Annotated in this window: 9 protein-coding genes; 4 read left to right on the top strand and 5 right to left on the bottom strand. The window is 73.2% G+C overall.

Annotated elements, in window-relative coordinates:
• Nucleotides 1–48: 48 nt before the first annotated feature.
• Entirely contained in the window at nucleotides 49–1,611 is a 1,563-nt protein-coding gene (locus ACQY0Z_RS09430; protein WP_189896088.1) for a sodium:solute symporter family protein, read from the top strand.
• 97 nt (nucleotides 1,612–1,708) lie between these two features.
• Here the strand turns inward: ACQY0Z_RS09430 and ACQY0Z_RS09425 are convergent, their stop codons facing one another.
• Both ACQY0Z_RS09425 and ACQY0Z_RS09420 read right to left on the bottom strand, forming a co-directional pair.
• The gene (locus tag ACQY0Z_RS09425) at nucleotides 1,709–2,827 is read right to left on the bottom strand and encodes an ADP-ribosylglycohydrolase family protein (RefSeq protein WP_189896090.1); all 1,119 of its coding nucleotides are present in this window, start codon (nucleotides 2,825–2,827) and stop codon (nucleotides 1,709–1,711) included.
• 144 nt (nucleotides 2,828–2,971) lie between these two features.
• Nucleotides 2,972–5,455 carry a tetratricopeptide repeat protein gene (locus ACQY0Z_RS09420; RefSeq protein ID WP_439812094.1) on the bottom strand — a complete coding sequence of 828 codons (2,484 nt, stop codon included), beginning with the start codon at nucleotides 5,453–5,455 and terminating at the stop codon, nucleotides 2,972–2,974.
• A 115-nt stretch (nucleotides 5,456–5,570) separates the two neighbouring features.
• Here ACQY0Z_RS09420 and ACQY0Z_RS09415 point away from each other — a divergent pair, with 115 nt between their 5' ends.
• Entirely contained in the window at nucleotides 5,571–6,032 is a 462-nt protein-coding gene (locus ACQY0Z_RS09415) for a prevent-host-death family protein (RefSeq protein ID WP_439812093.1), read from the top strand.
• Entirely contained in the window at nucleotides 6,029–6,382 is a 354-nt protein-coding gene (locus tag ACQY0Z_RS09410; RefSeq protein WP_439812092.1) for a hypothetical protein, read from the top strand. The genes ACQY0Z_RS09415 and ACQY0Z_RS09410 overlap by 4 nt, the downstream gene beginning before the upstream one ends.
• A 22-nt stretch (nucleotides 6,383–6,404) precedes the next feature.
• On the opposite strand, the gene ACQY0Z_RS09405 is transcribed toward ACQY0Z_RS09410, so the two are convergent.
• The 3 genes from ACQY0Z_RS09405 to ACQY0Z_RS09395 form a co-directional block, all read right to left on the bottom strand.
• Nucleotides 6,405–6,974, bottom strand: a complete 570-nt coding sequence (locus ACQY0Z_RS09405) for a hypothetical protein (protein WP_189896095.1) — start codon at nucleotides 6,972–6,974, stop codon at nucleotides 6,405–6,407.
• Between the two features lie 69 nt (nucleotides 6,975–7,043).
• Nucleotides 7,044–9,632: a bifunctional FO biosynthesis protein CofGH gene (locus tag ACQY0Z_RS09400; protein WP_254587835.1), complete on the bottom strand. Its 2,589-nt coding sequence runs from the start codon at nucleotides 9,630–9,632 to the stop codon at nucleotides 7,044–7,046.
• 24 nt (nucleotides 9,633–9,656) lie between these two features.
• Nucleotides 9,657–10,517 (bottom strand): LLM class F420-dependent oxidoreductase, encoded by an 861-nt coding sequence (locus ACQY0Z_RS09395; protein WP_439812091.1) that lies wholly within the window; start codon nucleotides 10,515–10,517, stop codon nucleotides 9,657–9,659.
• 245 nt (nucleotides 10,518–10,762) lie between these two features.
• Between ACQY0Z_RS09395 and ACQY0Z_RS09390 the strand changes: the two genes are divergently transcribed.
• Nucleotides 10,763–12,274 carry a CehA/McbA family metallohydrolase gene (locus ACQY0Z_RS09390; protein WP_439812090.1) on the top strand — a complete coding sequence of 504 codons (1,512 nt, stop codon included), beginning with the start codon at nucleotides 10,763–10,765 and terminating at the stop codon, nucleotides 12,272–12,274.

The raw sequence follows: 12,274 nt of genomic DNA, 5'->3' as shown, positions 1-12,274 counted from the left end.
GCCAACCAGCTGAGCGGTGTTCACAAGGCGGACCCTGGAAGGGGGGACATGAACGGTCTCGACTGGGCGGTGCTCATCGGCTACTTCGCCGTGATGGTCGCCATCGGTGTCTGGTCGCACAAGCGGGTGGACAACGTCAGTGACTTCTTCACCGCCGGCGGCAAGATGCCCTGGTGGCTCTCCGGGATCTCCCACCACATGTCGGGCTACAGCGCGGTGATGTTCACCGGCTACGCCGGCATCGCCTACACGTACGGCGTCACCTCGTTCGTCACCTGGTCCTTCCCCATCGCCCTCGGCATCGCCATCGGCTCCAAGCTGTTCGCCCCGCGCATCAACCGGCTGCGCTCCCGGCTCCATGTGGCCTCGCCGCTGGAGTACCTCAAGAACCGCTACGACCTGCGCACCCAGCAGGCGCTGGCCTGGTCCGGGATGCTGCTGAAGATCGTCGACGTGGGCGCGAAGTGGGCGGCCATCGCCACCCTGCTGTCGGTGTTCACCGGGGTCTCGCTGAACCAGGGCATCCTCATCACCGGCGCGGTCACCGCCGTCTACTGCACCATCGGCGGCCTGTGGGCGGACGCGCTGACGGAACTCGGGCAGTTCGTCATCCAACTGCTCGCCGGCATCGCGATGTTCGTCGCGGTGGTGATGGAGCTCGGCGACCACGGCGGCTTCCTCGGCGCGTGGGACGAGCCGGAGCTCCAGGGACACGGGGAACCGCTGGTCGGGCCGTACGGCACGGTGTTCCTGCTCGCGTTCCTCTTCATCAAGCTGTTCGAGTACAACGGCGGGATGCTCAACCAGGCCCAGCGGTACATGGCCACCTCCGACGCGCGTGAGGCGACGCGGTCCGCGCGGCTGTCGGCGGTGCTGTGGCTGGTCTGGCCGCTGGTGCTGTTCTTCCCGATGTGGATGTCGCCGCTGCTGGTCGAGTCGCAGAAGGCGGACGGGTCCGACTCCTACGCCCTCATGACCGAGCAACTGCTGCCGCACGGACTGCTGGGGCTGGTCATCGTCGGATTCTTCTCCCACACGATGGCCATGTGCTCCTCCGACGCCAACGCGATCGCTGCGGTGTTCACGCGGGACGTGGCGCCGGTGCTGTCCGCCCGGGCGCGGGCGTGGGGGGAGCGGTCCGGCCTGGTCGCGGCCCGGGTGACGACCGTGGTGTTCCTGGGGCTGTCCATGGCGGTGGCCACGCAGGTGGACTCGCCGACGTTCAAGGACATCATCACCGTGGTGATCAAGTGGGTGGCCGGGCTGATGGGGCCGATCGCGATTCCGATGATGCTGGGGCTGCTGCGGCCGTTCCGGCGGTCCGGGCCGACCGCCGCGCTGGTCAGCTGGGGGCTGGGGCTGGTGGCGTTCTGGCTGGTGAACTACCCGGTCCACTGGGCTGTGGAGGGTGGGGTGCCGTTGGAGTACCAGGTGTCGATTCCGTTGGCCGTGTCGCTGGTGCTGTACGTGGTTGTCGGGTTCGTCAAGCCCGAGGACACGGAGGAGAGGCTTGCGGTTATCGAGCGGGTCAACTCCGACGGGGACGAAGGTGGGGCGGGGGTTGCTCTTCCCGCTCCTGCGGGGGAGGGCGGGGTTCCTGTGAAGGACTGAGGTTTCTTCGCCCCCTCCACCCCTTCCGTTCCCTTCCCTTGGGGGCTTCGCCCCCGGACCGCCTTTGCGCGGTTCCCCGCGCCCCTAAGCGCCTCTCCTAAGCGCCTCGCGGATAGCGGGTCAGCCAGGCCGGGGAGGATGTTGCCGGGGTGTGGAGGGCAGGGCCCTGGGTCATTTCCATCGCGAAGTCGTCGGCCAGTTCCAGGATCGTGGGGCGGCCCTCCAGCTCGGCCAGCCAGGCCGGCGGGAGGGCCGTCTCGCCGTGCAGGGCCCCCAGCAGGCCGCCCGTCAGCGCCCCGGCCGCCGCGCTGGGGCCGCCGTGGTTCACGGCGAGGCACAGTCCGTGCCGTACGTCCTCCCCCACCAGCGCGCAGTACACGGCAGCGGACAGCAGGCCCTCGGCCGTGGCGTCGCCGAGCAGTTCCGTGACCCGGTCCGGGCCGGGCATGCCCTGCCGCACCGCGCCCAGCGCCCGCTGGAGGGCGTCCGTCACCGGCTGGTGGCCCGGCCGCGCGGCCAGCAGCGCGAGCGTGCGCTGCACCGCCGTGTCCAGGCTGTCGCCCCGGGCCAGCGCGTGCACCACCACCGCGTACGCGCCCGCCGCGAGGCAGGCGACGGGATGACCGTGGGTCTGCGCCGCGCACTCCACCGCGAGCTGCGCCACCAGTTGCGGGTCCCAGCCGACCAGCAGCCCGAACGGCGCCGAGCGTGCCGCCGCCTCCGGTCCCGCCTCGCCGGGGTTCTTGGGCGCGTCCAGCGTGCCCATCGTCGCGTCGCCCAGGCCGAGGAGCAGCGGGCGGGCGGGGTCGCGGCGGGCGTACAGCCACTCCTCCCGGGCCAGCCAGCCGTCCTCCTTGCGCCGCTCGTCCGGCCCCCAGTCGCGCTGCGTGGTGGCCCAGCGCAGATACGCCCGGTGCAGATCGGTCGGCGGGTGCCAGGCGCCGGTGTCGCGGCGTACCTGGGCGCGGATCAGGCCGTCCACGGTGAAGAGGGTGAGCTGGGTGTGGTGGGTGACCGCGCCGCGCCGGCCGTAGGCGGGGGCGAGGTCGGTCAGGCCCTCCGCGCCGTGGGTCCGGCGGATCGCGTCGAGGTCCAGGCCGTCCACGGGCGCGCCCAGCGCGTCGCCGACGGCCACCCCGAGCAGCGTTCCGCGCACCCTGCTGCGGAAGTCCTGCTGCTCACGGCGCCCCCACACGGGCCCGGCAGTACCAGCCACCAAGACCTCCCGGGACCGTCCGTACGCACGACGCCCAGCACTGTAATCGAACGGGGGTGGTGGGCCGCGAGGCCGGATCGCCTTCCCGTTCGCTGTACGGCTCGCTGTACGGAGTGTGACCCGAGCGGCCGGGAGTCGCCTGTTTCACCCGTCGAGGTCCCGTACGACCGCATCGCGCCGCTCGCGCGCCCAGGCGTAGGACGGGTTCAGCTCCAGGGCGCGGTCCAGGTCGGCGAGCGCCTGGTCGAGGTGGCCGAGGCGGTGGTGGGCCACGCCCCGGCTCGCGTACGCCGACGCGTATCCGGGGTCGAGGGCGAGGGCGCGGTCGTAGGCGTCGAGGGCCTCCTGGTCGCGGTCGGCGGCGTGGAGGGCGTCACCGCGCTCGCAGTGGGCCCACGCGGAGCCGGGGTCGGCGGCGACGGCACGGTCCAGGGCGGAGAGGCGGCCCTCCGGGTCGCCCAGCTCCCGGGCCACGCGGGCGCGGCGGACCAGGGCCCAGCCGTAGTCGGGCTTGAGGGCGAGGGCCCGGTCGAGGGCGGTACGGGCGCCCTCCGGGTGGCGGAGGGCGAGGCGGGTGGCGCCGAGGGAGGCCCAGGCGTAGGCGTCGGCGGGGTCCAGGGCGGTGGCGCGTTCCAGGTCGGCGGCTGCCTCGGTGAGGAGTCCGACGGCGCGCAGGAATTCGCCGCGCAGGCCGAGGGTGCGGGGGTCGTCGGGGGTGAGGGCGAGAGCGCGGCCCAGCTCGGCGACGGCGGCCATACGGTCGTGCCGCGCGGCGTGCGCGAGGGCGCGGTCGCGGTGGATGCGGGCGAGGAGGGGCGGGGGGATGGTGGCGGTCACGGGAGTCACATGGCGCGCCGCCTGGCTGGGAGACGGGTCTGCCGCGGCATCCCGGACGCTGACGGTATCTGCCGAGGCGCGGCGCCGCCGTGGGCTGCTCGCCCGGCGCCTGGGTCTGGAGGCCCGGTCCGCCCCTCGCTGCCAAGGCTCGGACGAATGGGCGCTCCCCGCCCACTCGAGCAGTGTGTCGAGAACGGCCTGCGTCCCGCCGGAGGCCAGCGCGGTCGACAGCCTGTCGCCCCACGTGCTCACCTCCGGCATGAACACGTCCCGCCCCGCGTCCTCCAGGACCCTGATCCAACGAGCGGCGAGCGCCTCCCCTTGGTCGCAGGCCTCCACAAGGCCCCACAGACTGTCGGACACCGCCGCAGGATCGTCGGCGCACAGACGGTGGTACAGCTCTCCCAGGCGCAGCTCGCACCAGGTCTCGTCCAGCCACAGCGTGGCCGTGTCCCGGCCGCTCTCCGTCTCTTCCCGCCACCGGCGGAAGGCTTGCGCCAGCCTGGTGTGGCCGTCGGTCCAGGCGCGCGGGGAGCGTCCACGCTGAAGCCGCAGCATGGGGGCGCGCACGATGTCGTGGTAGCGGATCCGGCCGCCGAGCCGGTCGACGAACGGCAGGGTGGCGACCCAGCTGTACAGCTCGTCGGCCCGCTGCGCATCGCAGTCGGCGGCAACGGCCAGGACGTCCACGTCGAGCAGGCGCGGCAGCGCGCCCGCAAGGGCGGCTGCGCGGTGGCCGGGGTCCTGCTCCCACTTCAGAAAGCGTTCCACAGCGGTGGCGCTGGGGTCGGAGATGTATTCGGGGCCGCCAGGGCGGGTGCCGGCGATCGTGGACAGCAGCACCGGGAGGCCACCGGTGAGGCGCAGCGCCTCGGCGACGACGGGCTCGGCGGTGACGCCCCGCTCGGCGAGCAGTCCGCGCGCCTCCGCCTCGGTGAACGGCTGGAGCGGCAGGGAGGTCATGAAGTCGGCGAAGGTTCCCCAGCGGGCCGGGTCGGCGGGGTGCCGGCCGGCGGTGACGACGACGACCGTGTCGGGCAGGACGCCGTAGCGGTCGGTGGTGAGCAGGTCGTGCAGCCAGGCGTCGAGGAAGGGGCCGGTGCGCTCGTAGGTGTCGAGGAGGAGGACGGTCCAGGGGACGTCGGAGGCGACCGCGTCGAGTTCGTCCGCGAGGACGGGGGTGAGGACGCTCGCCGGGTCGAGGACCAGGCGGACGTCCTCGTGGCTGCGGAAGCGTGCGGCGAGGACGGTGCGCAGCCGGTCGGCGCCGTGGGCGAGCTGCTCGGGGTCGAGGACGGCGGTGAACGGGGCGACGCCGGGGACGAGTCCGAGTCCGGCGAGTCCGGCACGGGCGAGGGCCATGCCGCCCGCGGAGGGGGCGCCGTCCGGGGCGGGGTCGAGGGCGGCGAGAGCGGCGGTCTCGGCTTCGTGCCGCCGCTCACGGTGAGTCGCGAGCGTCCGCTCGAGATCCTTCAACCGGTGTCCCCGTAAGGCGAACTGACGGCACACCGCCTCCAGCACCTCGGGCACGGACCCGGAGGTCTCGTCGACGTACGCCGTCAACGCCCCCTGTTCACGGGCGAGATGCTCGAACTCCTTGACCAGCCGGGTCTTCCCGACGCCCGCGGCGCCGTGCACATGGAAGAGGAAGCGGTGCCGCTCGTCGTCGGGCGAGGTGCCGAAGTTCCGCCGGAACAGCTCGCGACCAGCCCGGCCCGCGTCCGCCGCCGCACCCGCTCCTGAAGAGAAACCCGCCCACGCGCCACCCGCGCACCCCTTCCCCCGCGTCACGACAGCCTCATTCTGCCGCACGCCGATCCGACACCGCAGGGCGACGGCAGTCGGGCTTCACTCTACGTGACCATTCCCCTTGACTTCGGAATATGTTCCGAAGTACCGTCGAGGCGTGTCCACACCAACGGTCGCCTTCTCCGAACTCTCGAAGAACTCGAAGCGTGTCGCCGAGACCCTCGACCTGGCCCACCGCGTGCACGTCACGCGTCGGGACGGGGAGGACCTCTACCTCACGACGGCCCGCCACGACCAGCAGCGTGAGGAGACGGCGGACATCACCGCCCGGCTCCTCGGCGCCCTCGTCCGTAGCGACGCAGGCGAGCGGGCCATACTGCGCGCACTCCCCACGGTCTTCCCCTGGGTGCGCCATCTGTCCGCCGAGGAGGCGAAGGAGTTCGTGGCGGATCTCATCGACGCCACGAACGACGCCGCACACCTGGACGTCCACGGCAACCTGCACCGTCTGGTCACCGAATGGCGCGCGACCGCTCGCATCCTGGCGGAGCCCGAACTGACGGCGAAGCTCACGCGGCGACTGCCGGACGAGGACCACGGCGAGGTGACGGCGCCGTGAGCCCCAAGCGCGGCGACGACGTCGCGCCCCCGCCGGTGGACGGCGAATGGCGTCTGCGTTTCGCGACGAACGAGGCCGCGAAGGGGTGGGGCGAACTGGGCGCGGAGGCGCCGGGCAACGCGCGCCGCTGCTTCGAGGCCCTGCGCAGGGACCCGACGTCCCGCTCGGACCCGGATCGTCAGCACCGCCTGCGGGGCCGGCTGGCCACGGGGAACCTCGGCGGCCGGGACCATCCCCAGTGGGAGTACGAGGTCACGGCCGGCGGCCGGGTGCGCTACCTCGTCGACGAGGCGCGACGCACCGTGCACTTCGTCCACGCGTCGCCGCGGCACCCGAAGGACACCGAGTAGCCGGGACGGGTCGAACGGTCGGCTACTGCACCACGTACACCGTCGTCCCCGCCGTCCCGAACGTCCACAGCGCCTTGCCGTCCTGCTTGGCGACGCGGATGCCGCCCGTCTGGGCGCCCGGGTCGGGCGGTGGGGGTGAGGAGCCGTCGACCGCGTTGGAGAAGGCGACGAAGACGCCGGACTTCTGGGCGAAGTACATGATGTGCTCCACCGGGACGCCGTCGCTGCCGGTGGTGGCCTCGTTGCGGGTGCCGATCGCGTAGGAGCCGGGGTCCGGGGCGACCGTGCCGGGCCACACCGGGAAGGAGCGGCGGGCCGCGTCGCTCGCGTCGACCAGCCAGACGCGCTTCTGGCCGAGGGAGTAGACGATGCGGCGGCCGGTGCCGGAGTCGGCCGGGACCGCGGGGGCCGCCGGCTTCTTCGACGGGGCGGCGGACGGCTTGGGGTCCGCCGTCGCCGTGGCCTTCGGCGGAGTGGTCGCGGCGACGGGCTTCGTGCCCTGGTCCGCCTGGACGCCCAGGACCACCACCACGGCTATCGCGCCCGTGGTCAGCCCGGTCACCCAGGCCCACGAAGGAAGACGGGCAGACACCGGTACGCACTCCTCAGCAACCGAAAGCGGGTCGGATCATCCTACTGCCCGCCGGTACCGGCCCCGGCGTCAGTCGAGGACCGGCAGCAGCTCCGGAAGGTGGCCGTCCGACGCCTCCGCCGCACGCCGCCGCTCCTCGGGGACCTCGCCGTACAGGGTCGTGCGCGGCCTCGCCGGGCGGCCCGCCGCCTCCGCGACCGCGATGAGGTCCTTGACCGACTTGTAGGAGCCGTACGAGGAGCCCGCCATGCGGGAGATGGTCTCCTCCATCAGCGTCCCGCCCAGGTCGTTCGCGCCGGAGCGCAGCATCTCCGCCGCACCCTCCGCGCCCAGTTTGACCCAGCTCGTCTGGATGTTGGGGATCCACGGGTGGAGCAGCAGGCGGGCCATCGCCGTGACCGCGCGGTTGTCGCGGACCGTCGGGCCCGGGCGGGCGATGCCGGCCAGGTAGACGGGGGCGTTGGTGTGCACGAAGGGCAGCGTCACGAACTCGGTGAAGCCGCCGGTGCGCTGCTGGATGCCGGCCAGGGTGCGGAGGTGGCCGAGCCAGTGGCGGGGCTGGTCGACGTGGCCGTACATCATCGTCGACGAGGAGCGGACACCCAGTTCGTGGGCCGTTTCCACGACCTCGATCCACGTCGCCGCCGGCAGCTTCCCCTTGGTGAGGATCCAGCGGACCTCGTCGTCGAGGATCTCCGCCGCCGTGCCCGGGATGGTGTCCAGGCCCGCTTCCTTCGCCGCCGTGAGCCACTCGCGGATGGACATGCCGGTGCGGGTCGCGCCGTTCACCACCTCCATCGGGGAGAAGGCGTGGACGTGCATCCCGGGGACGCGTTCCTTCACGGCGCGCGCGATGTCGAAGTACGCGGTGCCGGGCAGGTCGGGGTGGATGCCGCCCTGCATGCAGACCTCCACCGCGCCGACGTCCCACGCCTGCGCGGCACGGTCCGCGACCTGCTCCAGGGAGAGCGTGTACGCGTCGGCGTCGGTGCGACGCTGCGCGAAGGCGCAGAAGCGGCAGCCGGTGTAGCAGACGTTGGTGAAGTTGATGTTGCGGGTGACGATGTACGTCACGTCGTCCCCGACCGCCGACTTCCGCACGTCGTCGGCGACCCGGCACAGCGCGTCCAGCGCGGGACCGTCCGCGTGGAACAGCGCCAGCGCCTCCGCGTCCGTCAGCTTCGTCGGGTCGTCGGCGGCCGTGCGCAGCGCCTCGCGCACGTCGGTGTCGATCCGCTCGGGGACCATGCCGGGCGCGGCGGCCTCGCGCAGCGCGTCCCAGTCGCCGTACACCTCGTCGAAGTCGGCGCGGCGGTCGCCGGTGCGGCCCTCGGTGTCGATGGTGCGGTGCAGGTCGGTGCGGCCGGTGGCGGTGAACGCCTCGTCCGGCTCCTGCCAGGGCAGGCCCTCCGGGAGGGCGTCGGGGCGTGCCAGACCCGTCTCCGGGTCGGCGAGCGCGGCGACGTGCGGGCGCAGCCGCGGGTCCAGCCAGGGCTCGCCGCGGCGCACGAACTCCGGGTAGACGCAGAGGCGTTCGCGCAGTTCGAAGCCGGCCGCGCGGGACTGCTCGGCCAGTTCCTCGATCTGCGGCCAGGGCCGCTCGGGGTTGACGTGGTCGATGGTGAGCGGGGAGACCCCGCCCCAGTCGTCGACGCCGGCGGCGATCAGCCGCCCGTACTCGGAGTCGACCAGGTTCGGCGGGGCCTGGAGACAGGCGGTGGGGCCGAGGACCAGGCGGGCGACGGCGACGGTGGCGACCAGTTCGTCCAGCTCCGCGTCCGGCATGCCGCGCATCGCGGTGTCCGGCTTGGCGCGGAAGTTCTGGATGATCAGTTCCTGGATGCCGTGGTGGGCGCGGGAGACCTTCCGCAGGGCGAAGAGGGACTCCGCGCGCTCCTCGTAGGTCTCGCCGATGCCGATGAGGATGCCTGAGGTGAAGGGGACCGAGGAGCGGCCGGCGTCCTCCAGGACCCGCAGCCGTACCGCCGGTTCCTTGTCGGGGGAGCCGTGGTGGGGGCCGCCGGGCTCGGACCACAGGCGGGTCGCGGTGGTCTCCAGCATCATGCCCATGGACGGCGCGACCGGCTTGAGCCGCTGGAAGTCGGTCCAGGACAGCACGCCCGGGTTGAGGTGCGGGAGGAGGCCGGTCTCCTCCAGGATGCGGATGGAGATGGCGCGGACGTAGGCGATGGTGTCGTCGTAGCCGTGCGCGTCGAGCCACTCGCGGGCCTCGGGCCAGCGGTCCTCGGGCTTGTCGCCGAGGGTGATGAGCGCTTCCTTGCAGCCGAGCGCGGCGCCCTTGCGGGCGATGTCCAGCACCTCGTCCGGCGACATGAACATCCCGTGCCCGGCCCGCCGCAGCTTGCCGGGCACGGTGACGAACGTGCAGTAGTGGCACTTGTCCCGGCACAGCCGCGTCAGCGGGACGAACACGCTCTTGGAGTACGTGATGACGCCGGGCCGCCCCGCCGCCTCCAGGCCCGCGTCGCGGACCCGGGCGGCGGAGGCGGAGAGGTCCGTCAGATGCTCACCGCGGGCCTGGAGCAGGACCGCGGCCTCGGAGACGTCCAGGGAGACGCCGTCGCGGGCGCGCCTGAGCGCGCGGCGCAGACTGTTCTCGGTCGGGCCGCCGGTTCCGGACGTCGCGGAAGTCGTCATTCTTTGAGCATACGTTCGGCGTGATCAGGACCCGGGAGCGGTGACGAACGGCTGCAGGGCGTCCAGCGCCCGCAGCACCTCCGTCTCCCCCGCCGGCGGCAGCTGCGCCACGACCTCCTCCACGCCCAGCTCCGCGAAGTGGTCCAGCTTCCCCGCGCTGGGACGGACCGCGTACGGGACGACCTGGAGGGCGGCCGGGTCACGGCCGGCGTCGGCCCAGGCGGCGCGCAGCGCGGGCAGCGCCTCGGTCAGACCGCGCCCGCCGATCGGCAGCCAGCCGTCGGCGTAGGAGCAGATGTCGGCGAACAGCTTGGGTCCCGCCGCCCCGCCGACGAGGGTGCGCGGGCCGCTCACCGGGCCGCGCGGCTTCTGCACCGGCTTGGGGTACGCGACGCTCGCCCGGACGCTCACGAACTCGCCGTCGTAGGCGGTCGGTTCGTCCGCCCACAGGGCGCGCATCAGGCCGATCCGGTCACGGACGAGCGCGCGCCGGGTGCGCCACTGCACGCCGTGGTCGGCGGCCTCCTCCACGTTCCAGCCGAAGCCGACGCCCAGGGTGAACCGGCCGCCGGAGAGGTGGTCGAGGGTCGCGATCTGCTTGGCCAGGTCGATCGGGTCGTGCTGCGCGGCGAGCGTGATGCCGGTGCCGAGCCCGAGCCGCTCGGTGACGGCCGTGGCCTGCCCGAGCGCGACGAAGGGGTCGAGGGTGCGGCCGTACTCGCGGGGCAGCTCGCCGCCCGCCGGGTAGGGGCTGGTGCGCTCGACGGGGATGTGCGTGTGCTCCGGCAGGAACAGCCCGGTGAAGCCCCGCTGCTCCAGTTCCCGGGCCAGCCGGACCGGGGTGATCGTCTCGTCGGTGAGGAAGATCGTGACGGCGATGCGCATGGGCGGCCTTTCGTACGCGGACGACGCCCCATGCATACCCGCCCGCTCCTCCCCTGTCCATACCGACCGGTCGGCATCACGCCGTGTCCGGCCCGCGGAACCACAGGCGGCCCGGCCCGCGGACCCGTCCCGAAATCCGTCGATTCCCTTCCCTTCCACGGCAGTTCACTGCTCAATACAAAGGTTGCACCGCACCACCCCTGCACCACCCAGCCCTGTCCTCACCGACACCCGGGAGCAGCAGCATGTGCGAGGAGCATCAGGCCGGCGCCGGACGGCGTGCCGTCTTCCTGACGGGCGCCGCCGCCGCGCTTACCTTGGGGAGCGTGAGCTTCGCCTCCGCGGCCGACGGCGGCCGCAGCCAGACACGGACCGTGAAGGGCACCCTCGACCCCGGCGCCCCCGACTTCGTGTACGTCCCCGTCGAAGTGCCGCACGGCGTACGGGAGATCAGGGTCGCGTACACCTACGACAGACCCCAGGTCCCGCCCGGCACCGCCGGGAACGCCCTGGACATCGGCGTCTTCGACGAGCGCGGCACCGGCCTCGGCGGCGAGGGCTTCCGCGGCTGGTCGGGCGGGGCGCGCACCGAGTTCTTCGTGCGCGCCGACGAGGCCACCCCCGGCTACATCCCCGGCCCGGTACGCGCGGGCACCTGGCACATCGCGCTGGGCCCGTACACGGTCGCCCCGCAGGGCCTGTCGTACGAGATCACGGTGACGCTGACGTTCGGCGAGCCGGGACGGACGCCCCGGCCGGTGTATCCGCCGGAGCGGGCCAAGGGGCGGGGGCGGGCCTGGTACCGGGGCGACTGCCATCTGCACTCCTGGCACTCCGACGGCCGCCGCACCCCCGGGGAGATCGCCGCGCTGGCCCGCGCGGCCGGCCTGGACTTCGTCAACTCCAGTGACCACAACACCCATTCCGCGCACGCCCACTGGGCGGAGGCGGCCGGGGACGACCTGCTGGTGCTGCTCGGCGAGGAGGTCACCACCCGCAACGGGCACGTGGTGGCGCTCGGCACCGACCCCGGCACGTTCGTCGACTGGCGCTACCGGGCCCGTGACAACCGCTTCGGCCGGTTCGCCCGGCAGATCCGGCGCGCGGGCGGCCTGGTCGTGCCCGCCCATCCGCACGCCACCTGCATCGGCTGCAACTGGAAGTTCGGCTTCGGCGAGGCGGACGCGGTCGAGGTGTGGAACGGCCCCTGGACGCCCGACGACGAGGTGGCGCTCGCCGACTGGGACGGCATGCTGGTCGCGTCCGTGCGGGACGGACGCGACTGGATCCCGGCCCTGGGCAGCAGCGACGCGCACCGCGACCCGGACGCCGTCGGCCTGCCGCAGACCGTCGTCCTCGCCGACGACCTCTCCCGCCGCGCCATCCAGGACGGCATCCGCGCGGGCCGCTGCTACGTCGCCGAGTCCGCGGCCGTCTCCCTCACCCTGACCGCGTCAGGCCCGCGCGGCGAACACGCGGGCATCGGCGAACGGCTGCGGGTCGCGGACGACTCCCCCGTCACCGTCCGCGCCGAGGTCACCGGCGCCCCCGGCCGCACCGTACGCCTCGTCACCGACCAAGGAGTGCTGCACACCTCCGCGCCGCTGCCGGCGAGCGGCGAGGGCACGGTGGAATGGCGGACCACCCCGGCGTACGCCGCGTACGTGCGCGCGGAGGTACGGCACGAGGCCACCCTCCCGCCGCTGCCCGGAAGCTTGGCCGCTTTCACCAACCCCGTCTTCCTCGGCCGCCGGTAG

It is taken from the genome of Streptomyces sp. P9-2, from assembly GCF_051903975.1.
Taxonomy (GTDB): domain Bacteria; phylum Actinomycetota; class Actinomycetes; order Streptomycetales; family Streptomycetaceae; genus Streptomyces; species Streptomyces cellulosae.
This window is presented reverse-complemented; position numbering and strand designations above follow the sequence as displayed.

Bases quoted from the DNA above. Each gene is read 5' to 3' on its own strand.
- ACQY0Z_RS09430 (WP_189896088.1), top strand. From the start codon at position 49: ATGAACGGTCTCGACTGGGCGGTGCTCATCGGCTACTTCGCCGTGATG.
- ACQY0Z_RS09400 (WP_254587835.1), bottom strand. From the start codon at position 9,632: ATGACGACTTCCGCGACGTCCGGAACCGGCGGCCCGACCGAGAACAGT.
- ACQY0Z_RS09395 (WP_439812091.1), bottom strand. From the start codon at position 10,517: ATGCGCATCGCCGTCACGATCTTCCTCACCGACGAGACGATCACCCCG.
- ACQY0Z_RS09390 (WP_439812090.1), top strand. From the start codon at position 10,763: ATGTGCGAGGAGCATCAGGCCGGCGCCGGACGGCGTGCCGTCTTCCTG.